Raw genomic sequence first — 25812 nt, forward strand, 5'->3', positions numbered from 1 at the left:
CGGATTTTCGATATAACATTCAATTTATATGAACGACTTGTCAATTATGCATTTCATGACATAAAAGCTATGAATCTCACCCTTGAAGCATTACATATCCTCGACACTATAGATCGCATGGGGAGTTTTGCGGCGGCAGCGATTGAATTGGATCGGGTTCCGTCTGCGTTGACTTATAGCGTACGCAAACTGGAGGATGATCTGGATGTATTGCTGTTCGATAGACGTGGCCATCGCGCCAAACTGACCAGTGCCGGCGTGGAGTTGCTGACAGAAGGTCGACATCTATTACAGGCCGCAGAAGAGTTGGAACGCCGTGTCAAACGTGCCGCTACTGGCTGGGAAGTGGAATTACGGATTGTCGTCGATAGCATTATTCCATTTGAAAGTTTATTGCCTCTCATCGCAGAATTTGATCGTGAAAATGCTGGTACGCGTTTGCGCTTTACGCATGAAACCCTGTCAGGGGTCTGGGAAGCGTTATTAAATGACAGGGCCGATCTGGCGATTGGGGCGCCACATGAAGGGCCCGACACAATGCGCATGAGCGGCAACTATAAAACTCATCCTATCGGTGTCATCGATTGGGTATTTGCTGTCGCGCCACAACATCCTCTGGCAAATGCAGAAGAACCATTGAGCGCTGATCTCATTCAACAACATCGCGCCATTGCGGTAGGCGACACCAGCCGCGCTTTGCCGAGTATGAATCTGGGCTTACTCACAGGTCAGGATACGTTGACGGTACCCGGCATTCCCGACAAATTGAAGGCGCAACTTTATGGTTTGGGCTGCGGTCATTTACCTCGTACACTGGCCGAACCTTACTTAGCATCCGGGGCATTAATCGAAAAGCAAACATCTGAAGCCAAACCCAGCAACAAAACCCACATTGCCTGGCGTACGCCAGTATTGGGAAAGTCACTTAAATGGTTTATCAATCGCTTGAATGATCCGGCAATTTTGCGCAGTCTGCTTGGGTAACAAATACGCGGAGTCATAATCTAACCACCGTCATTCCCGCGAACGCGGGGATCCATATTGAGGTCGACACTTGGATCTCCACTTTCGCAGGAACGACTATATAGCCTGCCTCGCATATTGGTCGACATGATGTCAACGTCGCTTTGCATTGCCGTAAAATGGATTCCGACGTTCGCGGGAATGAAGATGATATGTGTGTAACATCAGTTAGTTAAAGGATGCACTTCTGCTATGCATAAGCGATCACCTTACATTGGACGTTTTGCCCCTTCCCCTACCGGACCTCTGCACGATGGTTCTTTGGTCGCTGCCATGGCGAGTTATCTGGATGCCAAAACGCATGATGGGAAATGGCTGGTGCGGATAGAAGATGTCGACGAACTACGCACTGTCCCCGGTGCCATTGATGCCATTTTGCAGGCACTCACAGCACTAGAAATGAAGTCGGATGGTGAGATTGTTCTACAAAGCCACCGCACCACGTTATATGAGGCGGCATTCGATCAATTGGGCCGACAGGCCTATCCTTGTGGCTGTACACGGCGAGAAATTGTCGATTCACAAATCGGCATCACGCCTGATGGCGCAGCGGTTTACCCCGGCACTTGTCGCTCCGGTTTATCGGTGGGTAAAGCTACTCGTTCTTACCGCTTACGTGTGCCCGATATGACGGCACCAGAAACGACTATCCGATTTACTGATCGCCTGCTGGGCCCAATAGAACAATGTTTAGCCAGCGACTCAGGAGATTTTGTATTAAAACGTGTGGACGGATTTTGGACTTATCCACTTGCCGTTGTCGTCGATGATGCTGATCAAGGCGTCACGCATGTGGTGCGCGGCGCGGATCTTTTGGCGTCTACCGGGCGGCAAATTTACTTACAGCGCCTACTCAAATTGGCAACGCCAAGTTATCTGCATGTGCCAGTCATCACCAATGCTGATGGTGAAAAACTTTCTAAACAAAACGGCGCGCAAGCGCTCGATCTGTCACACCCACTGCAAACTTTATGCAAAGCTGCGTGGTTTCTGGGATTGGAAATTGGGAAGGTTGGCACCATTGCAGCATTCTGGCCGCTGGCGATTACTGCATGGGATAAGCAATTCAAAGAAAGAAGCTGCCTATAAAAATAGGAAGCGCGCAAAATGCCGGGCTTCCTACTCCAAAAATATCTCACTTAAACCTAGTGCATTTAGCGCTTAGGTATCCCACCCAACAATGCCGCCACTTTCGCTTTTGGCTGTTTTGTTGTTGCATTAGCTTGCCCCTGCTGCGCACTATCGACAGCGGATACCGACGGTTCGTACGGCTTCAGGAACCACGGATCTATTTTTTCTTTACGCGAACCGGCTGAGTAAGCACTGCGCGTATGTTGGCTGCTACGTTCCGCTGTTCGGCCATTGCTGCTGTCACCGCGTGGTGCACGTTCGCGCTCTTGGCTGCGCTCACTACCGCGCTCCGGTGCGCGTAATTTCGGTACAAATCCAGTTAATTCAGCGCGAACAAATTTGTGCTTGATCATCTTTTCGATATCAACCAGCAAACGCTCGTCTTTGTCGGTGTAAAGAGAAATCGCATCACCAGAAGCACCCGCACGGCCGGTACGACCTATCCTGTGCACATAGTCTTCTGCGTTGTACGGAAGATCGCAGTTAATCACGCAAGGCAATTCGGCAATATCCAAACCACGTGCAGCAACATCGGTGGCAACCAGCACTTCGATCTCGCCCTGCTTGAATGCCTCCAATCCCGCCATGCGTTCGTTCTGGGTTTTATCACCATGAATCGCGGAGGCTTTAATTCCCTCGGCTTCCAAATGGCGCGCCAAACGTGAAGCGCCAATTTTGGTGTTGGAAAATACAATCACTTGTTTCAAATTGCGTTCACGAATAATGTACGCCACCGCATCAAGTTTGGTCTGATCGTTGACCTTGTACATGGTTTGCGTGACATTGTCGGCAGTAGCATTACTACGCGCGACTTCAATCGTGACAGGATTTTTGAGGAAACTGGCAGCCAGTTTTTTGATCTCTGGCGAAAAAGTCGCCGAAAACATCAGGCTTTGGCGTTCTTTCGGCAGCAAATTGACGATACGTTGCAAATCTGGCAAAAATCCCATGTCCAACATGCGATCCGCTTCGTCCATCACCAGTAAATGCGTTTGCGACAAGTTAATGGTTTTTTGTTGCACATGATCGAGCAAACGACCTGGCGTTGCAATCACAATTTCGACCCCAGAGCGCAATGCGGCACTTTGCGGTGCAATATCGACACCGCCAAAAACGACGGTAGCGCGCAATGGCGTGTGGCGACAATAAGCTTTGACGTTTTCTGCAACCTGATCCGCCAACTCACGAGTCGGCGTCAAAATCAAGGCGCGTACTGGATGACGTGCCGGTGAAGCGCTGCTATTTGCGTGCGCAAGCAATAATTGAATAATAGGCAATGAAAAACCGGCAGTTTTACCTGTTCCCGTTTGCGCAGCACCCATCACATCCCTGCCTTGCAACACAACGGGAATAGCTTCAGCCTGGATCGGCGTCGGATGAACATAACCCTGGTCAGTCAATGCCCGCAAAATTTCGGGTGATAACCCAAAATCCGCGAAGCGAATAGCGGCGATAGGCTCGACGAGCGCAACTGGTGCAACAGCCGCAGGTTCAGGTGTAATGCGGGATTCTGGGTGCTGCGACTGTTCGGACTGAATATCGGACATGTTTGTTGGTGGCCTTAATTGTTGCGTGCAGTTACGCACTATAGACGTAACTTCGACACAATATCGACATATTGTTACGTCGTTAAGACCTTACTCTCAATGAATTGTGTGAATTTCTTTCAGGATCGCCGTAAAACATTATTGGCGACATATTTTTGCACATATTTGTGCGCTACAGCCCGGCATTATACGCCTTGCTGTAAGGTTACTTTATTTTCACCTGCGTTCGCCCGGTCTTAAATCCCTAATTCATTTAATGGCCAGCGTGGTCTTACATTAAATGCGTAATCCCGTTGCGCTGCTTCCGGCTTCAATTGCAAGCGCATCGCACCTGCAAAAGCAATCATCGCACCGTTATCGGTGCAAAATTCTAATTCTGGATAATAAACCTGAAACCGACGTTTCTGCGCGGCGGCATTAAGTGCGTTGCGTAATTGCGAATTAGCACCAACGCCACCTGCAATCACCAAACGTTTAAGTCCGGTTTGCTTCATTGCCGTCAAACATTTGGCAAGCAGAACATCCACCAAAGCATCGACAAACGCCCGTGCAATATTCGCCTTGTCCTGCTCACAAAGATTGGTAGTTTGTTTTTTTACCAATGTCAGCACGGCGGTTTTAAGGCCCGAAAAGCTGAAATTCAAATCCTTGGAATGCAACATTGGACGCGGCAATTGATAAACCGATGGATCGCCAAATTCAGCCAAACGTGAAATGGCGGGACCTCCGGGATAGCCTAAGCCAAGCAATTTGGCGGACTTATCAAATGCTTCGCCTGCAGCATCGTCCAGTGTTTCGCCCAACAATGCGTACTGGCCAACACCATCGACCCGCATCAGTTGCGTATGGCCGCCAGAGACTAACAATGCTACAAACGGGAAAGTTGGCGGCTCACTTGCCAACAAAGGCGATAACAAATGCCCTTCCAGATGATGCACGCCCAATACCGGCCGATCCAGCGCCAAACCTAAACCGCAAGCCACCGATGCGCCAACCAGTAAAGCGCCAGCCAAGCCAGGACCTTGGGTGTAGGCGATTGCGTCAATTTGATGACGATCTATGTGAGCGCCCGCCAACACCTGTTCCAATAAAGGTATCGCGCGCCGGATGTGATCGCGCGATGCCAGCTCCGGCACGACGCCGCCATATTGTTCGTGCATCGCCACTTGCGAGTGCAAAGCATGGGAAAGCAAACCGTGTTGCGTGTCATATAACGCAATGCCGGTTTCGTCACAGGAGGATTCAACGCCGAGAACAATCATAGGGAGACAAATAGGTGCATTTTTTTACAATGTAATATTGTAGTTGGTTTTGCATAAGCCTCACTACGTTTAAAATTCACTCAATCCTTACCAAGACGTTGCATCGCCTTGCGCAAAAAATGAATTTGTTCAGAAAAACGCGTGCATGCCGTGCATGTCCACAAATGCACACGAACACGTACGCGGTGCAATAAAGGCAGATTGCGATCTTGCGCCTCTGACAACAGGCTTTGCGTTTCTCGGCAGGTAGGAAATAAACGGTTTTGTGACATGATTAAGCTTAGTTTGATCTATCCGAATGCGATGATATGTAAAGTAGTCGAACCGGGCAGCAAAAAATAACACTATTTATTTTATTAAAATGAAATAATAAGCAAATAACAATCAAATGTTATTGGTGTTCACCTGATCGCCAAACCAGTTCTGCTGCAAACACTCCTTTAGTCGCGTTCGTGCACGATACAACAGCACCCAGGCGTTCGCCGCCGTAATGGATAACTCCTTGCAAATTTCTTCTGTATCAAGTTCCAGCCATTCTCGCATCATAAAAATGCGACCGGTTTTAGCTGGCAATTTATCGACACACAATTGCAGAATCTCGAAAAATTCTTTACTTTGCAAAGTGTGATCCGGATTACCCCAGCTCGGCGCAGCTGCCATTGCATGGCCGGTTTGCGTGAACAAAGCATCCACCATTTCCGCATCGCTGCGATCATCATCAGCATCTTCGCTGCTGTTCAATTGCACTTCGCGCTTACTGCGTCGCAATTGATCTAAAAGCTTATGTTTGAGTATTCCGACAACATAAGTTTTAAACGAGGACTGTTGCTGAAAACGCTCTTGATGCTCCATCACCGCCAGAATGGTTTCCGATACAGCATCTTCGGCCAACGTAGCATTACGCAACTGCAATTGCGCAAATCGCAGCAATTGCGGACGTAGTGCGTCAAGCTCGCGCGGATCAAATGTCATCAGTTATCCAGATAAAATACGGTCGCTATGATTCATCGGCGAATACACAGAAATATAAGCAAAAGAAGAACAAAAATGTTAGTTTCAGCAATTTTACCTGATCAATCCTCGCATTCAGAACTTACGTAAAATTGTTCTTACACCATATGCAGATCAAACATGCAAAATAATCATTCAACAGAAATGTTTCCCGCCGCACGCTTCATCAAGGAAATCGGTCGCGGCAAAGATGGTGCGCGTAGTTTATCTCGCGAAGACGCACAATCGCTGTATGCAGCGATGCTTGATGGCAGAGTCTCTGATCTGGAAATGGGCGCGATTTTGCTGGCGATGCGCATCAAAGGGGAATCGGTGGAAGAAATTGCAGGATTTTTAGCTGCAGCAGAAGCCTCTTTTATCCCATTGCAAGTCAATGACACGACATCAACCTACGCACCGATCGTCATTCCCAGTTATAACGGCTCGCGTCACATGGCAAATCTGACACCGCTGCTAGCTTTACTTCTAGCGCGTGAAGGTGTGCCTACCCTGATGCATGGCGTGATACATGATCATGGTCGAGTCACTAGCGCAGAAATTTTTGCTGCGCTTAATCATCCTGCTTCTCTCTCAATCGGGGACGCAGAACTATGCTTTGCACAGTCTCAGCCAGCTTTCATGCCTATCTCTGTCTTAGCACCAGAAATGGCGCGTTTACTAGCGATGCGCAGCATTTTAGGTGTGCGTAATTCGACGCATACTTTAGTCAAGATTATGCAACCGTTCAGTTCCCCGGCATTGCGCCTCACCTCATATACCCACCCAGAATATCTGACCATGTTGCGCAGCTACTTTCTCACCACCGCAGCGGCTGACCGCGGCGATATATTTTTGATGCGCGGCACTGAGGGAGAAACGGTAGCCAGCGCGAAAAGAGCACAGCAGATCGACTGGTTTCATGAGGGAACCGAAACGTTATTAGTACCCAAACAAACCATTGCGGACGAAATTCCAGACTTACCGGAAGATCGCGATGCAAGCACAACCGCACGATGGATTAGTGACGTTTTAAAAGGGAACATTCCGGTTCCATCCTCTATTGCGATACAAGTGACGCAATGCTTAGAGGTATGCAAAGCGCTAAAAATCCGGCACAATCGGTCACTCGTTGTCGATGAAGAACACATCTTAAAGGGAACCAAGCCTGGCTAAGGTTGCCCAATCGATATGGATCAGTATTTTTGGACTTGCGCAAAATTGCTCCAGCAACGAGCTGACTAAACCCTACCGACGAAGGCAGTACAAACGTACGGCAAGGATAGCGTTGCAGGGGCGATTTTTCGTTAGTCCAAATTTGATCAAACCAACCTCTTGGAGCATCCATGGATTGGTCTCTTCCACCTTTTTTTCTAGCGCAGCCGATACAATGGAATGCTTTATTATTGTTCGGTAGCTTGTTGTTATTCGGGCTGGTGGGCGGTTACATCGTCACCAAAACATCCTGGATCCCACGTATCACTGGTTATTTGTTAGTTGGCTTCATTCTGGGTGTAGGCGGCCTGGATTTGCTATCTGGCGATGTCCTTAAACTGGCAAATATTTTTGCTGACATAGCTGTTGCGCTGGTCATTTATCAGCTTGGGCGTTACGTTGATATTGGTTGGCTGCGGCGCGAAAAATGGTTGCTGGCAACCGTTCTGCTCAGTTCCACATTGTGTTTCATCTTTGTCAGCGGTGCGTTGATCTGGCTGGGCACATCAAAAATCGTTGCGCTATTAAGCGGTGTACTCGCCATTGCAACAGCACCGGCTGTGATCATGGTGGTGGTGCGCGATCTGAAAGCAGAAGGACAAGTGACGCGTCGTCTGGCAGCAATGACTGCGCTGAACAATTTTGTCGCGATATTGGCTGCCTATGCATTGTTGCCGGTAATCGCGCATGAAGGTACAACGCCATTCATGACCTTGCTCACGCATACTTTATATTCACTGTGTGGTTCGTTGGTGCTGGCATACATTACTTATCGTTTGATGATGCCGTTGGCGCGTTTGTTAGGGCGCCAACCTAGTCGTCAATTCGTCCTGGTGATCGCCATCATCACGTTAACCATAGGTGCGGCAAATGCATTGCAGTTACCGGTTTTACTGACCATGCTGATCTTCGCCATCATGTCGAAAAACTTGGATCATCAATATGATTTGATGGAACTGGAATTCGGCGTGGCGAATGAATTGTTTATTATTCTGCTGTTCGTCACCATCGGCGCATCAATACGCTTAACGGATTTGTCGATGATTGGCGCCTCGGTTGCGGTAGTGATAGCGGCACGCTTTTTGGCGATGGCCTGTGGCGTGTTTACGTTTGCCTATTTCTCCAGAACCAAATGGAAGCAAGCGGCACTGATTACCTTGGGCACTTTGCCGATGACAGAAGCTGGTCTTGGTTTGATGCAAACAATTTCATACCTTTACCCACAAACCATTGCCCATGTTCTCCCCCTACTAGCGGGTTGCTTGATCGTTCTGGAGTTATTCGGTCCGATCGCTACCCAGTTTGCACTGATCAAATCAGGCGAAAGCGGACGTGAGAGTTGATATGCTAGATAACGAACCATCCGAACCATCCAAATCATCCGGTGAATCGGCAAGTATTTTGCCGTTCACAGCATCGACGCCATTTACCATGGGCATTGAGCTGGAACTGCAATTGGTGAACCGACGTAATTACAATCTGGCCAGCGATGCTGTTGATCTGCTGGCATGGATCAAACCGCGCGCTCTGCAAAAGCAAATCAAGTTGGAAGTGACGCAAGGGATGATTGAACTCAACTCTGATGTACACACCCGGGTTGACGAACTCATAGAAGAGTTAAAAGGTTTGCGCGCTGCGCTCAATACAGGTGCACAGCATTTGAATATTGACATCTCTGGCGGCGGAGCACACCCGTTTCAGCATTGGCACGAACAACGCATTGCGCCGAATGAACGCTTTCATTTTCTGCACGAAAAATATGGTTATTTGGCGAAAACGTTTACGGTATTCGGTCAACACATCCATATCGGCGTGCCAAATGGCGACGACGCCTTATATCTGACACATGCTTTTTCGCGTTTCGTGCCGCATTTTATTGCGCTCTCGGCCGCATCGCCGTTTGCGCAAGGTACGGATACACAATTTGCATCTTCGCGCAGTAATGTAGTACGTGCATTTCCTTTGTCGGGCACCGCGCCAACATTCCAGCGATGGACAGATTTTGAAACTTATTACAGTGAATTGCTGCAGATGGACATTATTGGCAGCATGAAAGATTTTTATTGGGACATCAGACCCAAACCAGAATATGGCACTGTTGAAATTCGTGTGTGCGATACACCCCTAACCATAGAGCACGCTGCCCATCTGGGCTGTTATGCACAACTGCTAGCGCGCTGGCTGTTAACAGAACGTCCATTTACTATTACTGATAACTTTTATTTGTTGTATCAAATCAATCGTTTTGAAGCCAGTCGTTATGGTTTGCGTGGCGCTTATGCGACGCATGGAGAAACCTTGGAGACCTCGTTCAAACAACCAGTTTTTGAACACTTGCTAACGCACTTAAAAACATTGCAACAATACGCACAAAATGATGCGGAGCAAGATACGCTGCTTCATTTAAGCCACATGGCACACAATTGTTTGAGCGACGCCGATTGGTTGCGTAAAACATTTGCACAGCGTGGCTCATTAAATGACATGATGCGGCTATCTTCAGAATTATGGATGGGTCAAAACCCACCAATTCATTTTCAATAAGTATTTCAGATATTTTAGTAATTACTCTCAATAAGCATGACAAAACAATATGATGTCGCCGTAATTGGCGCAGGTGCCGCCGGCATGATGTGTGCCGCCGTCGCTGGCCAACGTGGGAAAAAAGTAATTTTGATTGATCACGCCACCAAGCTGGCAGAAAAAATTCGCATTTCTGGTGGAGGTCGCTGTAATTTCACCAATATTGGCGCAGGGCCACAACATTTTTTATCGCAAAATCCGCACTTTTGTAAAAGCGCACTATCCCGCTACACCCCGCAAGATTTTATCAATCTGCTAAAACGCTACCGCATTGGTTATCACGAAAAACACAAAGGCCAATTGTTTTGCAACGACAGTGCGGAGCAAATTATCAGCATGCTCAAAGCAGAATGCGACCTTGGAAATGTAACCTGGCGCATGCCGTGTAGCGTGGCAAGCATAGTTAAAGAAGGCGAGCTATTTCGAATATCGACTGCCGCCGGCGACGTATTAGCAAATAACGTCGTGATCGCGACCGGTGGTTTATCTATACCTAAAATCGGCGCCACTGATTTCGCTTATCGCATCGCACGGCAATTTGATGTGAAACTGGTGGAATCACGCCCTGCTTTGGTGCCACTGACTTTTGAGGCCTCTGGCTGGCAACCCTATTTACCATTGGCAGGAATTGCGTTGCCAGTCGAGGTTGAAGCTGGCGAGAAAAAAATGCGGGGCCATTTTAAAGAGGATTTATTATTCACTCATCGTGGCTTATCCGGTCCTGCCATTTTACAAATCTCTAGTTTTTGGCAGCCGCAACAAGCACTCAATGTTAATTTGCTACCAGAACACGATGTTGCCGAAACACTGATAGCAGAAAAATCCACTATCAAAAAAAATCTGGGCAATGTGTTTTCACAATGGCTGCCAAACCGACTGGCGCTCGGCATATTAGAAGCAAACGGTTTCGATCCGGCCGCTCGTATCGCGGATATGCCCGATAAACAGCTGAAAAAATTAGGTGACGCAGTCAATCGTTGGCCGATAACGCCTAACGGTTCCGAAGGTTACCGCAAGGCTGAAGTCACTTTAGGTGGTATTGATACACGAGAATTATCGCAACAAAGCATGGCTGTCAACAGAATTCCCGGCTTGCATTTTATTGGTGAGGCAGTCGACGTGACTGGCTGGTTAGGTGGTTATAATTTCCAATGGGCGTGGGCCTCGGGTACGGCGACTGGCCTGTCACTTTAAAGAATTTTGTTACAAAACAGTCTGGACTCTATAGCATTTGATGCTACATTACCGAGCTAAAATTTAACTGCAGAAGTATTACGTTACATATCGCGACTATGCCATCAAACAATCACTCAAAAGAATTCACTAACTCCATCGCAGACGAAGAATTTCTTGACTTAAGCAAGGTATGGGCAACCATCATCCGTCAGCGGGTAACTCTTTTGACTTGTATTTTGCTTGCCTTGATATTTGCTGTTGCGTTTTGGTATGTATTGCCGTCAAAGTGGCAAGCCACAACTATGCTTCAAATCGGGCAAATTCCAACTGGCGCACCGTCCACATTTGCCTTAATAGAACCGCCGGCTCAAACGGCAGCGCGATTTGATCAGCGTGAACTTGAAGACCAAGCCTTAACTGCACTTGGTCAATCAACCGATGATGTAAACGACAAGTACGCCGCCTTGTTTCGCAAATCATTAACCGGAAAAGTGGTGCAGAATACGAATTTTGTTCAAGTGAGCCTAGATGCGTACTCTGCAGCGGATGCCAAAAAAGGTCTCACCGCTGCAGCGCAAGCAATAATCGATGTTCACAACAAACGTATGGACCCTATAGTTAATAGCATCAAGGAGCGCTTAAAAGAAAATAGCCGCCAATTGACAGAGGCAGAAACACGGCAAACTCAGATGCGAGAGGCACTCACAAATACGGGGGCATTGAAGACTGACAGCCAGTTCTCATCACGCGTCGTTGCTGCCGATGTATTAGTTAAACAAGATCAAAAAATACGTGAGTTAACGATGGAAAAGTCCGCCCTCACAGATAGTTTATTACCCTCCAACACTTACCCAACTGCTGTGTTGGATGCTACCTACGTTCCCGAACGACCGTACTTCCCTAAGCTGTCGTTATTTCTTTTAGCAGGTTTGCTGCTAGGCTCTATCGCTGGTGTTCTAATAGCACTATGGCGCGATCGCAGCGCCCTTTAAAATAGCCAATCCACACAATCTGCGGCAGAAATGTGGCAGATTTACCGCAACATTCATCATTAAATTAATTTAAATCCGATACAGCACTTCCATTTAATGTTCGGACTTGCTATAATCGCCGTCTTCCCAATCTAACCATGGTTTGAATTTCACATGACCACAATTCGTCTTAAAGAAAACGAGCCGTTTGAAGTCGCTATGCGCCGCTTCAAGCGCACTATTGAAAAAACTGGCCTGCTGACTGAGTTGCGCGCACGTGAGTTCTACGAAAAGCCAACGGCTGAGCGTAAACGCAAGCTTGCAGCTGCAGTGAAGCGTCATTACAAACGTATCCGTAGCCAGCAATTGCCGAAAAAACTATACTAATCCGACGCCGCGCATGTTGCGGTAGATAGACTAGAATACAAAAACCCGCTCCGGTGTTGTGCCGCAGCGGGTTTTGATCTTTATCATTTGATTAGAATGTAATCATATTAGGATTTACACAAAACTGCCCTCGCAAAGTGCGCCGCTCTCAGGCGGCGCCACACAACAGCGCTGAAGCAGTGCTGTGTAAGCCTTACGTATTTTCAATTGGAGAAGTCATGAGCCTCAAAGCGCAAATTACCGAAGATATGAAAACAGCAATGCGTGCGAAAGATAGCGCAAAGCTAAGCACCATACGCCTTATCACTGCGGCCATAAAACAAAAAGAAGTTGATGAACGCATAGAGTTAGACGATGCACAAGTGTTGGCAATCGTCGAAAAAATGATCAAACAACGCAAAGACTCTATCAGCCAATTTGAAGCCGGCGGTCGCCAGGACTTGGCCGATATCGAAAAGGCTGAACTCGTAGTACTTAGTGCCTATATGCCTGAAGGATTGTCTGACGCAGAAATTCAAGCTGAAGTAACTGCCGCCGTCAGTGCCAGCGGTGCACTTGGCCCACAAGACATGGGAAAAGTCATGGCCATTATCAAACCAAAACTGGCTGGACGTGCTGACATGGGTACGGTTTCAGCTATGATTAAAGCCGCCCTAACTAAATAAGCAAACCTCCTTTTCATCAGTGATCCCACCATCCTTTATTCAGGACCTACTCAACCGCGTTGATATCGTCGACGTGGTGGGTCGTTACGTGCAACTGAAAAAAGGCGGCGCAAATTTCATGGGATTGTGCCCCTTTCACAATGAAAAATCCCCTAGCTTTACGGTCAGCCCGACCAAACAGTTTTACCACTGCTTTGGTTGTGGCGCACACGGCACAGCGATCGGCTTTCTCATTGAGTACTCCGGCCTGGGCTTTGTGGATGCAGTAAAAGATTTAGCGCAAAACGTCGGCATGGTGGTGCCTGAAAGCGATGACAAAATTCCACCAGCACAACGCGCTGCGCTGCAAGCGCAAAGCATGGCGTTGTCTGATGCGATGCGCATCGCCTGCGATTTTTATCGACAAAATTTACGCTCTGCCCCACAGGCCATTACCTATTTGCAAGGACGCGGTCTGACCGGGGAAATTGCAGCCAAATTTGGCTTGGGTTATGTCGCCGACAATTGGGATAGTCTGCGCGCCGTCTTTCCCGATTATGAAGCCATGGCTTTAGTAGAGTGTGGCCTGGTCATTGACCGCACCGATGAAGAAGGTAACAACAGAAAACGCTACGATCGCTTCCGCGATCGCATCATGTTTCCGATTCGCAACGCCAAAGGGCAAGTTATCGGCTTTGGTGGTCGCGTTCTCGGTCAAGGCGAGCCTAAGTATCTAAACTCACCGGAAACACCTTTATTTCAAAAGGGCAATGAACTGTACGGCTTATTTGAAGCGCGACAAGCGATTCGTGAAGCGGGTTATGTGCTGGTGACAGAGGGTTATATGGATGTCGTCGCTCTAGCACAGCTTGGTTTTCCACAAGCGGTCGCCACTTTGGGTACCGCTTGCACTGCCACGCACGTGCATAAATTACTACGCCAGACAGATCATGTGATTTTTAGTTTTGACGGTGATAACGCTGGGCGGCGCGCAGCACGGCGCGCATTAGATGCCTGCTTGCCGCACGCCACTGACAACAAAATTATCAAATTTCTATTTTTACCAAAAGAACACGACCCAGACAGCTATGTTCGTGAATTTGGCCATGAGGCATTTGAACAACAAGTTCGTGACGCTATGCCCCTGTCACAGTTCTTGCTGAACGAAGTCAGTGGTGAAAGTGACTTAAGCACGCACGAAGGTCGAGCACGCGTGCAATTTGATGCAAAACCTTTAATTCAAGCCATGCCGCCATCGTCGCTACGACTACAAATCGTGCGAGGACTAGCCCAATTAACGCAATCAGCACCGACTGAAATTGAATCGCTATTTGAATTAAGCAAACCGGTTGCGCGCGCTCGTATTGCCCCTCCGCGTAGCAATCGCCCGGCACCAGTGGGACTTGAACGGCAAATTATTCGTTTGATGGTGGCGCATCCATCATTGGCTACAGAACTGGATGAATCTGCATTAGCCGCCATTGCCCACTTTGCCCCGGATCGGGCCGAAATGCTGACGCAGTTGATTACGGCCAGTCAAGCGATGGGCGCGCAGGCCAATTTTGCGGCACTCGCGGAGCATTTACGCGAAGGTGGCACCGAGTTTGAGACTCTGATCGCAGAAATCGCCGCCGAGTCCGAGTCAGAAATCGAAACAGCGCGAATGGAGTTGGCCGGCGCAATTCGCCAGACCAAAATGAAAATACTTAAAAGTGAGCTAGAGCAACTGGCTGCGACCGGCTTGGGAAGTGATGAAGCGCGCAATCGGTATCGCGAAATAATGCTGCAACAAGATGCTTTGCGACGCCAGGCCGAAGCTGAAGCAGCGAATTCTTAAGATTGCCCGTTACGTCACATATTACCAATACGAAACTTAAAATGCCCAAAACTGTCAAATACATATGCTTTTACGCGCCACTTGAACTAGAGTAAAGCACGCCCATATGCTATAATTATAGGCTTTGATTCAACGCCTTAGACAGTAATTTTGTGGCAAATAGTGGCAAAAGCAGTGGATTCAATCTACCTGAAGTGGAATGGTAATAGCAGAAATTTTGAAATGATGGTGCGCTAATCCGTTTGCATGTGAATTGAAAAAAACAAACAGAATACCGCAGCAAGTACAGCGTCACAACCGTTTTGGCTAGGCGTGACGACGCAGACAGTACAACTGTACGGCAAGAAGGAACAACAACGCCAAAACGGTTGTGACGTTGTACTTACATCATGCAGCATCGCGCAATCAGTTTAATCCAGTACAAACAATTTGTAATTGATGATTCTATGGCGAACGCAATGAAGAAACCCGCGAAACCTCTGACACCTCCCGCAAAAGACGTGAAGTCGGCAACGGCAAAATCAGCCACGTCCGCCTCAGCTGCAAAATCTGTCGCAAAAAAAGCGACACAAAAACTGCCGGACAACAATGCTACAAAGTCCAGCACAAAAATAGCGCCTAAAGTAGCTGATCAAGCTACTTCCAAGGCAGTTTCCAAGGTGGCTGCAACAGCGAAAAGTGCTCCTCCGAGTGCTTCAAAAACTGTTGCGAAACCAGTATCTGCGAAATCGAAAGCCCCTGTGACAAATAAGAAATCCGTCCTTAAAGTCGTCAAGTCGCCTAAAAACATCGCTGCTGCCAGTGCCCCAAAAGCGGACACCAGCGTGATGATAGCGCCAGGCGTTAGCCAAACTACCGATGCTGCAACTTTGGCGGCGATTGACACGTCCAGTTACGTTCTGCCGTCAGTTAAGGTGCCTGGTCGTCGCGGCCGCAAGCCGAAAGAGTTTCAGCCGGAAAACGATGAAATCGCCGCGCTGAACGCGGTTGAACGTGCTGAATTGAAAGCGGTTGATAAAGCCAAGGCCAAAGATCGCAAAGCCAAAGAAAAAGCGCTCTTGAAAGATGCGTTCTCGTCCGACACAGAAGCGTCTGAAGAAGAGCTGGAAGCGCGTCGCGAAAAACTCAAGACCCTGATCAAAATGGGTAAGGAGCGCGGCTTCCTGACTTATGCGGAAATCAACGATCATCTTCCAGAGAACATCATTGATCCAGAGGCAATTGAAGGCATCATCGCTACCTTCGCCGACATGGGTATTACTCTCCATGAGAAAGCCCCGGATGCCGAAGACGTCATATTAAATGACAATGTCGCGGTCATTGCCAGCGACGATGAAGCCGAAGCTGCCGCCGAAGCTGCGCTGTCCACAGTTGACTCCGATTTTGGTCGCACCACCGATCCAGTGCGTATGTACATGCGCGAAATGGGTTCGGTTGAACTGCTCACACGTGAAGGCGAAATTGAAATCGCCAAACGTATTGAAGACGGTTTGCGCGACATGATTCAAGCTATTTCAGCCTGCCCTACTACGATCGCAGAAATCATTCTCGCGGCCGACAAAATCGCTAAAGACGAAATCAAAATTGATGAAATCGTCGATGGTTTAGTTGACCTAAACGCTGCTGATGAAACTGTCGCGGCCCCCGCACCTGTCGTCGCTGATGATGAAGATGATGAGGACGACGAGGATGACGAGGAAGAAGAAGGCGAAGAAGATGGTGCCGCTAATGGTGGTGCTGCAGGCTTCTCGACGGAACAGTTAGAGCAACTTAAACGCGATGCACTGGCCAAGTTTGCCACCATCTCCACACAGTTTGACCAGATGCGCAAAGCCTTTGAAAAAGAAGGCTATAACTCAAAGCCATACGTCAAAGCGCAAGAAATTATTTCAAACGAATTACTCGGCATCCGTTTCACGGCGAAAGTCGTCGAAAAATTGTGCGATACCTTGCGTGGTCAAGTTGACGAAGTTCGCAAGATTGAGCGTCAAATCCTGGACGTTGTGGTCAATAAATGTGACATGCCGCGCCTGCACTTCATCAAAGTCTTCCCTGGCAACGAAACCAATCTGGATTGGGTAGACGGTGAAGTCAATGGCAATCACGCCTACAGCGCTATTCTCGCTCGTAATGTACCGGCCGTTAAGCAACTGCAACAACGCCTGATCGACTTGCAGGCGCGTGTCGTATTGCCGTTGTTAGACCTGCGCGGTATTAACAAGAAAATGGGCCAGGGCGAGAAAAAAGCACGCATGGCAAAGCGCGAAATGACCGAGGCCAACTTGCGTCTGGTGATTTCGATTGCGAAGAAATATACCAATCGCGGCTTGCAGTTCTTGGATCTGATTCAAGAAGGCAATATCGGCTTGATGAAAGCCGTGGACAAGTTTGAATATCGTCGTGGTTACAAGTTTTCGACTTATGCGACCTGGTGGATACGTCAGGCCATTACCCGTTCTATCGCTGACCAGGCGCGTACGATTCGTATTCCGGTGCACATGATCGAAACGATCAACAAGATGAACCGTATTTCGCGTCAAATCTTGCAAGAAACCGGTGCCGAACCTGATCCGGCAACGCTGGCGATCAAAATGGAAATGCCGGAAGACAAAATCCGCAAGATCATGAAAATCGCCAAAGAACCTATTTCGATGGAAACACCGATCGGCGACGATGATGATTCGCATCTGGGTGATTTCATTGAAGACAACAACACATTGGCACCTGCCGATGCCGCGTTGCATGCTTCGATGCGCGGCGTGGTCAAAGACATACTCGACTCCCTGACACCACGCGAAGCCAAAGTGCTGCGCATGCGTTTTGGTATCGAAATGTCGACTGACCATACTCTGGAAGAAGTCGGTAAGCAATTTGACGTTACACGCGAGCGGATTCGCCAAATAGAAGCCAAAGCGCTACGTAAGTTGCGCCACCCTTCACGCTCAGACAAACTGAAGAGCTTCCTGGAAAGCAATTAATTGAAACAAAATCAGCTCGGCCGAACATTTTTCTGAGCTGATTTTCGCAATAGTTGCATCTAAGGCGTAAATTCTTCTACAATGCTGATCCATTCAAAAGCAATCGCATTTTGAACGTAAGCTGAAATAAGTTTTAAGTAAGTAATTGGCCCCCTAGCTCATGCTTGGTTAGAGCAGCGGACTCATAATCCGTTGGTGCGCAGTTCGACTCTGCGGGGGGCCACCAGTATTTATGCGGCATACAGCGATGTATGCCGTTTTTGTTTGCTCCGCAATTTCAAGCTTGCTCCGCAAAATAAAACTCTCGTCCAATTCCAGCTACACATTTTCATCTCAAAAAAACAAAAAGCGCCTGCTTAATCAAAACATGCATATGTTTTTACACTCGTCATTTCCACATTATTCAATGTAGAAATCACCCCAATAAATAACTACTGGGGTAAGGCTGATATAAAACTACTAACAATCTTTTTACTCCAAAGTCTTGAATTGTCAACGATAGTTAAATTATTGCCAATTAGATATATGGCATTTCGCCCCTATCGTACATTTCCCCTCCCTTCGCTATATCATCCGCACATCCAAAATAGCGCCCCCCCCTCTATGAGAAACCCCATTCTCTATAAAAATTAGATCAAAAATTCTCTTAATTTTTATACCATATAAATTAAAAAAACACCCCATTAGCTTATTAGGAAATCAAACATTTCACTGCTACGATTAGTTTTCCGACATCACAAATACTGAAATGCCGTTAGTGCAATTTCGCTAGTGCCATGCGACTACCTGCAAGCACAATAATTTTAGCGTTATCAATAATTCATTTCTATATAGCAATAATTATATTGGGAGACAATCTTGTTTGATGCAACACGCATACTAAGCACTACCAGTCCGGTCATTCCCCTCATTGCAGATCAACCGTCAATGGTGCCGGTTTCCATTTCGGGTACCGAAGCGGTCAATGCGTTATCCGAATTCAAGATTTGTTTTGCTACGCCGGACATCCAAAACTATCGGACTTATGCGGCTGCCAATGCGAATCTGGATGATTTTATTGGTCATGAATTGACCATTGCCATCCAGCTCGAAGGTAACGGAACATTCATTGCAGGGATGCCGGGCGGTACTGGAAGGGGAAATATCGGTGCTGGGGTGCGAGAGATTTCTGGTCTGATCTCCGACGCTAAATTCCTACGCGAAGAAGGTCGGCATGCGTTATATGAATTAACCATACGGCCTTGGTTGTATCTCGCCACATTAAGTACTGACTGCAAAATTTTCCAAGATAAGACCGCGCCTGAGGTGCTAGATATCATCTTGGCAGCCTACCCATTTCCAGTCGAAAAACGTTTATCCGCTGAGGAACGTTATCCCAAGCGCGATATACAAATGCAGTACAACGAAACTGATTTTGCATTTTTTAGTCGCCTGTGTGAAGAGTGGGGTATCTCCTATTGGTTTGAACACAGCGATGGCGCGCATCGTTTAATTCTCGGTGACTGTAATAGTTCTTTTCGCCAGGCTCCTAGCGAGGCCTATCACGAACTGGCGTTTTATACCGAAGGCAAAAAGGTCGATGAAGAAACCATTCATGCTTTCACGCCAGCCCGGAAGCTCGTTTCTGGGGTTTATAAAACGACGGAATATGATTACACCCGGCCCAGAGCCGATTTAACCGTCAGCAATCAAGTGCTGCGTCCGACGGCGCTCAATAATCTGGAGCAGTACGAATATCATGCCAGTGCTAATTACAGCCAGCCCAAAGCAGGTGCCCAGCAAGAAGGCAATGACCCGTTTGATGAAGGAAAATTCATTAGCGCGATGCGGATGCAGGCAATTAGCAATGCGGCCCAGCGTGGAAGCGGCTCTGGTCATTTGCGCGGCTTACCCACCGGCTGTATTACAACGATAAAAGGTCATCCGCAACAAGCCGCCAATATTGGCTACATCGTCCTGTCCACCACGCTCACGATTGTGGATGTCTCGCAAGAAACACAGCGCTCGGATGGCGGTCAACAGTATCGCGTCGATTGTGATTTTGAAGTCTGTCCGGTAAAGGGACCTGACTATCACCCTGAACGCATTACGCCCAAACCGGTCATCCACACTGCGACCGCGCTGGTAGTGGGGCCAGAAAATCAGCCGATTTGGACAGACCAATATGGTCGTATCAAGATTCAGTTTGCCTGGGATAGAGTCGGCCAGAATGACCAGAACAGCAGCATCTGGATACGTACCAGTGAAATGTGGTCGGGCAACCAGCTAGGCAGCACCCACCTGCCGCGCATCGGCAGTGAAGCGATACTCTCGTTTATCAGTGGCGATGTTGATCAGCCGATCATCATAGGGTATGTCAACAATCAAAATAATCTCCCACCGTGGCAACTGCCTTCCCAGCAAGCGCTGTCCGGTACTCGCAGCCGTGAGTTTGGTGACAGTGGCGGTAACAGTGCATCGGGACGTTCCAATCATTTTGTCATGGACGACACGCCCGGCAAAATGGGCGTGCAGACGAAAAGTGATGAGCTACACAGCTTGCTCGCGTTAGGCACCATTAAACGGTTAGAAGATTTTTCTGGCAATAAGGAAGAACGCGGACTCGGCCTGGAAGCGCGTACCGATGGTCACGCAGCGCTACGTGCGGCATTGGGGATGCTGATTACCACCTACGCTCGACTGGGTGCGGCAGGTAACGCCATGAGCGTGCAAGAGATCAATAATCTGCTGGTCGAAGCATTGACCTTGACCAATGAAATGGCCGCCAACGCCACCACTTCCAAGGCACAAAACAACGAACAAAAAAATGTCACTACAGATTTGCAGCATCAGGCCGATGCCATCAAAGGCAGTGGTGCGCTCAAAGAATTCACCGAACCGCATCTGGCGATTGCCAGTCAAGCCGGACTCTTGATGACTGCGCCAAAGTCAGCGCATCTCTACAGCGGTAAACACATTGCGCTGACCAGCACGGATCACCTCTCCTTCACCAGTGGCGGTGGCATCTACGCTTCCACCAAAGAACAGTTTTCGGTCTTCGTCCAAAAAGACGGCATGCGCATGTTTGCCAATGCAGGTGACATCCGTGTACAGGCACAGAGTGGCAATATTGAACTGATTGCGCAGAAAGTTTTCGACATTATCAGTACGACGGACTGGATCAATCTGAAAGCCAAGACAGGTATCCGCTTGCAGGCTGGTGGCAGTGAATGGGTGATTGATGCGACGGGCATTATTGGTCGCACATTGGGTGATCACACCGTATGGTCAAAACCGATGGCAACCATGGGGCCGATGGGCATACAGCAGCAATTCCCGCAATTTTCGCAGACGGTCTGTAAAGAATGTCAAAAATTAGCAGAAGCTGCCCGTACCCGCGTTGGCGGTAGCCTTTAACCCCACTGCATCTGGACAAAATGATGAATAAATTTGGTATCGACCCACACCACCCAGAGCTGTCACAAAAATTAACCGAAGCATTCAATAAAACCCATGCTCAGTACGCCCAACATCACAATGAACAAGGTAATCAACAGGCCGACAAGCTGTACGCCTATGCCTTAGTCGACGGCACGTTTGACGATGCCAATTTAGGCAAGCAACTATGGGAACTCAGCCAGGAAAATGATAGCGGCATTGTCTCGTTATATGACAACACCAGCTTAAGCGGCTTTGAAGAATGCGCACCGTTTTTAGTGAATCTCTCTTCTGATAATTTAAAAAATTTGCTGGTTTATGGCGCTGATAAACCCATGCTCAGCTTCTTGCAAACGCCATTGAACAAGAAAGCATTACAGCGCCACTTCGCCGCTTTTTTATGCATACATACACCATCAGATGGCCTACGCTTTCCGCTACGTTTTTCCGACACCATGTGCAGCATCGACATTTTAGAAATGCTTGATGAAACGCAATTGGAGATGGTGCTCTCTGGTTTTACTGCCTGGCATTTGATTAATCGCAAAGGTACGGTAACGACTATTGCTGGTGATTGCATGGACTTGGCTTCTTACATAGCACCGAATATCGGTGAGAAAAATGCGATTGATATCACCGATAGGCAGTATGTGCGATTGATTGATAGTGGTGAGGCAGATGGGATGTTGTGTGGCTTTATAAAAAACACACCGCAGATAACCAGTGGTCGCACAGCATCGAAGGTCTTCGCGATGATTACAGAATTACTGACTGAAATGGATACGCGTGGCATCAAGGACGATATCAATCGACGACAATTAATGGTCAAAACCTTGCTCATGCCGGATAAGTATCACGCAATCGAGGTACTCGATACGGCGCAAAAGCACGATGTTGCGAAGGCATTGCAATACGTCGCAACATAATTTTTACACATTACACAAAACACAAAAATATTAAGGAACACCATATGAAAAATACCTATCTTCGCTACTTGGCTTTAATCGCTGTCGTTTTTCTGTTAAGTAGTTGCGCCTTCGAGAATTGTAATGGAGGAGTAATTATTGCCCCTTGCTTTGCGAGATATTAAGAGAGCATTCAATCACTCTAAAAACGACACGGTATCCCGCCGTCGAATATTGAAACCAAAATAAAAACGAGATTATGAGACTTACTTATTCAATTTTATTTGCCGCGACATTAGCACTCAGTGCTTGTGCGGCACCAGTATCAAACACAACTCAAGCAGCAATTCAAAATCCTGAATCGCGGGTAAACATTCCGATGGTGCCAGTGGATATCGCTTGCGCTGCTCATCCTGGGGTTTCCTACATTCATTCATTCTATGTACAAGAACCGTTTAGTCAGCGTATGGCTGGTGGACTTAGTTGTGGTGGCACAGGTGCATTTGGATATATGTTACCGAGGCAATGGCAACCTCATATGAAGGTCAAAGTACGCTGGAATCGCTCAATCAAGGGCGTAGATAATTGGATAGAAAAAACCACCACCATCAGACGCTATGACACTCCAGAAACTCTTTTCGTGCACTTTTTTGCTAATGATGAAGTACGTGTATTGTCATCATCCGTATATTCAAACAGTAAAGAGCATCCTATCCTCAAAAGTACTACAGTTGCACCGCCGGAGGAAGAATAATGAGTGTTCCAACTCAATCTGCTCCACTCCTTATTTCGGACAATGCAGAAAACGAAATGGCACTCACCGCCGATGAGTTAATTGCGTGGCACCGCAACTATGATGAGCCTGCCAAGAATGCACTGCCGTGTCAGCAGTTCATCACAGAATAAATCCATTCGAAAAATTACAGAGAAACCATGAAACTTACTCATTCAATTCTGTTGGTAACAACATTAATACTCAGTGCTTGCACGGCACCGACGTTAATCACAGAGCAAGTAACAGCGAAAAATTTATCACCGTTGGTTAATATTCCGATGATAGCCACAGACATTGGTTGTTTTAGCCATGATGGCGCACCCGCCATTACTTCATTCTATGTACAGGAACCATTTAGTAAACGGATGGTAGGAGGTCTTAGTTGCGGCGGAATTGCTGCTCTAGGGTATATCATTCCGCGCCAATGGCAACCGGGTCTGAAAGTGAAAGTACGTTGGAAACCTGATGGGAGAGCTTGGATAGAAAAAACAACAACAATCAAACGATACGACCAGGTAGGAACGATATATGTTCACTTTTTTCAAAATGACGAGGTACGAATAGTTTCTACCGCTAGATATGGTGTAGGAAGCCCAAACCATCCAATTCTCAAAAGCGCCACTGTTGCGCCACCGGAGGAAGAGTAATATGAGCGCACCAATCCAATCCGCACCGCTACATATTTCAGATAACGCAGAAAACGAAATGGCGCTCACCGCCGATGAGTTAATTGCGTGGCATCGTAACTACGATGAGCCTGCTAAAAATGCATTGCCGTGTCAACAGTTCATTAAAATCGGACTGTTCTTCGATGGCACCAATAACAATATGGAACGTGATGTTCCCAATAGCTCTCAGAGCAACGTCGTCAAATTATTTAATGCACATAAAGATGTTGATGAAAAAGGCTGGCTCAATGAGTCTGGGTATTACAAGTTCTATGTTCCTGGCCTTGGTACACGTTTTCCAGAAAACAAAGAGTGGCGCGAATCTCAAGATGGGAAGGCAATGGGCAAAGGCGGTCAAGCTAGAATTTTATATGCTCTGCTTCAAGTATATAACGCTGTGCATCGCGCATTTAACAATGACGAATTCATGTTCAGTAAAGATGAAATCACGGCCAAACTCCAGCAATACACCAAAGACGTTGAAACTAATGACCCGATAGCCGATGCGCATGCGCAGCGCCCAAACCGTCATACATGGTTTGAAAAACTCACGGAAGAACTCGATAAAAAATTACGCGCAGCTCGCATCGCCAGACCTAAACCGAACATCCCTAAAATTACGCTGAATGTGTTCGGCTTCTCACGCGGATCAGTCGAGGCACGCGCGTTCTGTTACTGGTTTGATGACGTGCTGGCCAAAGATGGCACCTTTGCCGGAATGCCTGCGGAAATCAATTTTTTAGGGATATTTGAGAGTGTCTCCTCAATTGGCTTTGCTAATTCCGCATCGGAGAGTACACCAATATTTTGGGCTACCGGCCACTTCGCCTGGGCAAGAGAAATTCTTAAACCACTACCTGGCTGCGTCAAACAAACCGTGCATTACATTGCCGCTCATGAGCAGCGTCGTAACTTCCCTCTCACCCGCGTCACGGGCAAAAATGTGACTGAAATCATGTATCCCGGTGTGCATTCCGACGTTGGCGGTGGTTATGCCCCCAAAGATCAGGGCAGATCACCGGAAATGGCATCACTATTGTCGCAAATACCATTGCTGCATATGCATCATGCCGCGACCGTCGCTGGTGTGCCACTGGTTGCGTATAGTGTCATGACAGAAGATTTAAAAAATCAATACGCCATTAACTCATCCCTCAAAGATGCTTGGGACGGCTACATGGCTGCCGGTGAGTTTAAGGGCGACTATAAAGCTATGATCAAAGAGCACATGCGTCTGTTTTATGGCTTTCACAATCGCTATCTGAATGATTTTTCGGCGATGAATTCATACCAAGACGCCGGTCCACAAGACAAAGAAGATTTATTAAGCTACAACGCACTTCTTAAAGGAGATCTGGAAATATTGAAAACGCGGGTTTACAACGCATCACAAGGTGGCGCGCCTTATTTCACGCCCTTAGACGCGAAAGAAGTTGCCAACTCTAATCTGTGGCAACAACAGCTATACAACGGCAAAGTAGCCCCGAGCGATGAAGAAAAGTGGGCATTAAAACAATTTGAAGTGACGCCCGTCAAATTTGGTGAAGCTTATTTACCGCTATTACGCAACTATGTCCACGACTCACTGGCGGGCTTTTATCTGGGAGGGTTTTCTTCAAATGAAGACAAAGCACAAGAACTATTGAAAATGGCAAGAACCGGAAAAACGCCAGACACGCAGTACCGCCAACAGGTATGGGATAACTATCAGGATCTCATCCAGAAAGACCCCACATTGGCTGCCAGCATGCAGGGAAAAATAAAAACCTTGAATGACGCAGACGATGCTTCTGGTTTTCACGCTGAGAATGCTGCAAAGATAGATAGTGCCGATCAGGCAACGCCTTTCAACACCGATGAACAAGCGAAACTGGCTGCCTGTTTCCCAAAGCAAACTGACGCCAATGTATCAAGCGAACTTAACCCTGCACTCAAAACCCAAACCGAAAAACGTCGCGAGGGTAGCGGTTATTTACGACAACGTGCGGTGTTTAATGGCTGAGATCAAAAAGAAGCCGAAACTGCGTCTTTTCACCAGTGATGAAGATGAAGGCACTGATCTACCACAGGCAATGGCATCAGCCACCGCTTGGGAAAACGGTGGCAAGCCTAAGAAAATTAAAGCGCATTTCTCAGTTCCACCCCAGCAGGCAATGGATAATGATGTGCGCAACATTGACGAGCACATCGAAGCCCTTGCCAGCCGAGCCGCCGAACCGTCATCGCACATCAACGAACGTTTGGCGCTCATCCTTGCTGCCCGTAACCCCTTGTATGAAGCCGCCAAACCCATCCTGTTGACTTTG

The 25812-nt window shown here is 47.7% G+C and carries 22 protein-coding genes and 1 tRNA gene; 19 read left to right on the forward strand and 4 right to left on the reverse strand.

Features of this window, described 5'->3' with window-relative positions; genetic code table 11:
- Positions 1–69 precede the first annotated feature (69 nt).
- A complete protein-coding gene (locus tag GEV47_RS05695) occupies positions 70–984 on the forward strand; it encodes a LysR family transcriptional regulator (protein WP_153233684.1) in 915 nt (304 codons plus the stop codon).
- Positions 985–1215: 231 nt separating this feature from the next.
- On the forward strand, positions 1216–2112 hold the full coding sequence (gene gluQRS / locus GEV47_RS05700; protein WP_153233685.1) for a tRNA glutamyl-Q(34) synthetase GluQRS: 897 nt from the start codon (positions 1216–1218) through the stop codon (positions 2110–2112).
- Between the two features lie 65 nt (positions 2113–2177).
- On the opposite strand, the gene GEV47_RS05705 is transcribed toward gluQRS, so the two are convergent.
- From GEV47_RS05705 to GEV47_RS05720, 4 genes are all read right to left on the reverse strand, one after another.
- Positions 2178–3701, reverse strand: a complete 1524-nt coding sequence (locus tag GEV47_RS05705) for a DEAD/DEAH box helicase (protein ID WP_153233686.1) — start codon at positions 3699–3701, stop codon at positions 2178–2180.
- 236 nt (positions 3702–3937) lie between these two features.
- On the reverse strand, positions 3938–4963 hold the full coding sequence (gene tsaD, locus GEV47_RS05710; protein WP_153233687.1) for a tRNA (adenosine(37)-N6)-threonylcarbamoyltransferase complex transferase subunit TsaD: 1026 nt from the start codon (positions 4961–4963) through the stop codon (positions 3938–3940).
- A gap of 80 nt (positions 4964–5043) precedes the next feature.
- The gene (locus GEV47_RS05715) at positions 5044–5235 is read right to left on the reverse strand and encodes a zf-HC2 domain-containing protein (protein ID WP_153233688.1); all 192 of its coding nucleotides are present in this window, start codon (positions 5233–5235) and stop codon (positions 5044–5046) included.
- A gap of 112 nt (positions 5236–5347) precedes the next feature.
- Positions 5348–5935 carry a sigma-70 family RNA polymerase sigma factor gene (locus GEV47_RS05720; RefSeq protein ID WP_153233689.1) on the reverse strand — a complete coding sequence of 196 codons (588 nt, stop codon included), beginning with the start codon at positions 5933–5935 and terminating at the stop codon, positions 5348–5350.
- Between the two features lie 159 nt (positions 5936–6094).
- Here GEV47_RS05720 and ybiB point away from each other — a divergent pair, with 159 nt between their 5' ends.
- The 17 genes from ybiB to GEV47_RS05805 form a co-directional block, all read left to right on the forward strand.
- A complete protein-coding gene (gene ybiB, locus GEV47_RS05725) occupies positions 6095–7126 on the forward strand; it encodes a DNA-binding protein YbiB (RefSeq protein ID WP_153233690.1) in 1032 nt (343 codons plus the stop codon).
- Between the two features lie 170 nt (positions 7127–7296).
- Positions 7297–8508 carry a cation:proton antiporter gene (locus tag GEV47_RS05730; RefSeq protein ID WP_153233691.1) on the forward strand — a complete coding sequence of 404 codons (1212 nt, stop codon included), beginning with the start codon at positions 7297–7299 and terminating at the stop codon, positions 8506–8508.
- A gap of 1 nt (position 8509) precedes the next feature.
- Positions 8510–9709 carry a YbdK family carboxylate-amine ligase gene (locus GEV47_RS05735; protein ID WP_153233692.1) on the forward strand — a complete coding sequence of 400 codons (1200 nt, stop codon included), beginning with the start codon at positions 8510–8512 and terminating at the stop codon, positions 9707–9709.
- 36 nt (positions 9710–9745) lie between these two features.
- Positions 9746–10942 (forward strand): BaiN/RdsA family NAD(P)/FAD-dependent oxidoreductase, encoded by a 1197-nt coding sequence (locus tag GEV47_RS05740; RefSeq protein ID WP_153233693.1) that lies wholly within the window; start codon positions 9746–9748, stop codon positions 10940–10942.
- A gap of 98 nt (positions 10943–11040) precedes the next feature.
- A complete protein-coding gene (locus GEV47_RS05745; protein WP_153233694.1) occupies positions 11041–11916 on the forward strand; it encodes a Wzz/FepE/Etk N-terminal domain-containing protein in 876 nt (291 codons plus the stop codon).
- Positions 11917–12069: 153 nt separating this feature from the next.
- A complete protein-coding gene (gene rpsU, locus GEV47_RS05750; RefSeq protein ID WP_005665410.1) occupies positions 12070–12282 on the forward strand; it encodes a 30S ribosomal protein S21 in 213 nt (70 codons plus the stop codon).
- A 218-nt stretch (positions 12283–12500) separates the two neighbouring features.
- Positions 12501–12947, forward strand: coding sequence for a GatB/YqeY domain-containing protein (locus GEV47_RS05755; protein ID WP_153233695.1), 447 nt, complete (start codon positions 12501–12503; stop codon positions 12945–12947).
- Between the two features lie 19 nt (positions 12948–12966).
- Positions 12967–14763, forward strand: a complete 1797-nt coding sequence (gene dnaG, locus GEV47_RS05760) for a DNA primase (RefSeq protein ID WP_322741545.1) — start codon at positions 12967–12969, stop codon at positions 14761–14763.
- Positions 14764–15209: 446 nt separating this feature from the next.
- Positions 15210–17741, forward strand: a complete 2532-nt coding sequence (gene rpoD, locus GEV47_RS05765; RefSeq protein ID WP_407646193.1) for an RNA polymerase sigma factor RpoD — start codon at positions 15210–15212, stop codon at positions 17739–17741.
- Positions 17742–17888: 147 nt separating this feature from the next.
- Positions 17889–17967, forward strand: a tRNA-Ile gene (locus GEV47_RS05770).
- A 632-nt stretch (positions 17968–18599) separates the two neighbouring features.
- Positions 18600–21137, forward strand: coding sequence for a type VI secretion system Vgr family protein (locus tag GEV47_RS05775; RefSeq protein WP_153233697.1), 2538 nt, complete (start codon positions 18600–18602; stop codon positions 21135–21137).
- 20 nt (positions 21138–21157) lie between these two features.
- Positions 21158–22084: a DUF4123 domain-containing protein gene (locus tag GEV47_RS05780; RefSeq protein ID WP_153233698.1), complete on the forward strand. Its 927-nt coding sequence runs from the start codon at positions 21158–21160 to the stop codon at positions 22082–22084.
- 238 nt (positions 22085–22322) lie between these two features.
- On the forward strand, positions 22323–22817 hold the full coding sequence (locus GEV47_RS05785; RefSeq protein ID WP_153233699.1) for a DUF3304 domain-containing protein: 495 nt from the start codon (positions 22323–22325) through the stop codon (positions 22815–22817).
- On the forward strand, positions 22817–22969 hold the full coding sequence (locus GEV47_RS05790) for a hypothetical protein (RefSeq protein WP_153233700.1): 153 nt from the start codon (positions 22817–22819) through the stop codon (positions 22967–22969). Before GEV47_RS05785 ends, GEV47_RS05790 begins: the two co-directional genes overlap by 1 nt.
- 27 nt (positions 22970–22996) lie before the next feature.
- The gene (locus tag GEV47_RS05795) at positions 22997–23485 is read left to right on the forward strand and encodes a DUF3304 domain-containing protein (RefSeq protein ID WP_153233701.1); all 489 of its coding nucleotides are present in this window, start codon (positions 22997–22999) and stop codon (positions 23483–23485) included.
- Between the two features lies 1 nt (position 23486).
- Positions 23487–25508: a T6SS phospholipase effector Tle1-like catalytic domain-containing protein gene (locus tag GEV47_RS05800; protein WP_153233702.1), complete on the forward strand. Its 2022-nt coding sequence runs from the start codon at positions 23487–23489 to the stop codon at positions 25506–25508.
- Positions 25501–25812: hypothetical protein (locus tag GEV47_RS05805; protein WP_153233703.1), on the forward strand; the 312-nt coding region annotated here is incomplete at its 3' end. The genes GEV47_RS05800 and GEV47_RS05805, both read left to right, overlap by 8 nt.

It is taken from the genome of Glaciimonas soli, from assembly GCF_009497155.1.
GTDB classification, from domain to species: domain Bacteria; phylum Pseudomonadota; class Gammaproteobacteria; order Burkholderiales; family Burkholderiaceae_D; genus Glaciimonas; species Glaciimonas soli.

Bases quoted from the DNA above. Each gene is read 5' to 3' on its own strand.
- GEV47_RS05695 (WP_153233684.1), top strand. From the start codon at position 70: ATGAATCTCACCCTTGAAGCATTACATATCCTCGACACTATAGATCGC.
- gluQRS (WP_153233685.1), top strand. From the start codon at position 1,216: ATGCATAAGCGATCACCTTACATTGGACGTTTTGCCCCTTCCCCTACC.
- GEV47_RS05705 (WP_153233686.1), bottom strand. From the start codon at position 3,701: ATGTCCGATATTCAGTCCGAACAGTCGCAGCACCCAGAATCCCGCATT.
- tsaD (WP_153233687.1), bottom strand. From the start codon at position 4,963: ATGATTGTTCTCGGCGTTGAATCCTCCTGTGACGAAACCGGCATTGCG.
- GEV47_RS05715 (WP_153233688.1), bottom strand. From the start codon at position 5,235: ATGTCACAAAACCGTTTATTTCCTACCTGCCGAGAAACGCAAAGCCTG.
- GEV47_RS05720 (WP_153233689.1), bottom strand. From the start codon at position 5,935: ATGACATTTGATCCGCGCGAGCTTGACGCACTACGTCCGCAATTGCTG.
- ybiB (WP_153233690.1), top strand. From the start codon at position 6,095: ATGCAAAATAATCATTCAACAGAAATGTTTCCCGCCGCACGCTTCATC.
- GEV47_RS05730 (WP_153233691.1), top strand. From the start codon at position 7,297: ATGGATTGGTCTCTTCCACCTTTTTTTCTAGCGCAGCCGATACAATGG.
- GEV47_RS05735 (WP_153233692.1), top strand. From the start codon at position 8,510: ATGCTAGATAACGAACCATCCGAACCATCCAAATCATCCGGTGAATCG.
- GEV47_RS05740 (WP_153233693.1), top strand. From the start codon at position 9,746: ATGACAAAACAATATGATGTCGCCGTAATTGGCGCAGGTGCCGCCGGC.
- GEV47_RS05745 (WP_153233694.1), top strand. From the start codon at position 11,041: ATGCCATCAAACAATCACTCAAAAGAATTCACTAACTCCATCGCAGAC.
- rpsU (WP_005665410.1), top strand. From the start codon at position 12,070: ATGACCACAATTCGTCTTAAAGAAAACGAGCCGTTTGAAGTCGCTATG.
- GEV47_RS05755 (WP_153233695.1), top strand. From the start codon at position 12,501: ATGAGCCTCAAAGCGCAAATTACCGAAGATATGAAAACAGCAATGCGT.
- rpoD (WP_407646193.1), top strand. From the start codon at position 15,210: ATGGCGAACGCAATGAAGAAACCCGCGAAACCTCTGACACCTCCCGCA.
- GEV47_RS05780 (WP_153233698.1), top strand. From the start codon at position 21,158: ATGATGAATAAATTTGGTATCGACCCACACCACCCAGAGCTGTCACAA.
- GEV47_RS05785 (WP_153233699.1), top strand. From the start codon at position 22,323: ATGAGACTTACTTATTCAATTTTATTTGCCGCGACATTAGCACTCAGT.
- GEV47_RS05790 (WP_153233700.1), top strand. From the start codon at position 22,817: ATGAGTGTTCCAACTCAATCTGCTCCACTCCTTATTTCGGACAATGCA.
- GEV47_RS05795 (WP_153233701.1), top strand. From the start codon at position 22,997: ATGAAACTTACTCATTCAATTCTGTTGGTAACAACATTAATACTCAGT.
- GEV47_RS05800 (WP_153233702.1), top strand. From the start codon at position 23,487: ATGAGCGCACCAATCCAATCCGCACCGCTACATATTTCAGATAACGCA.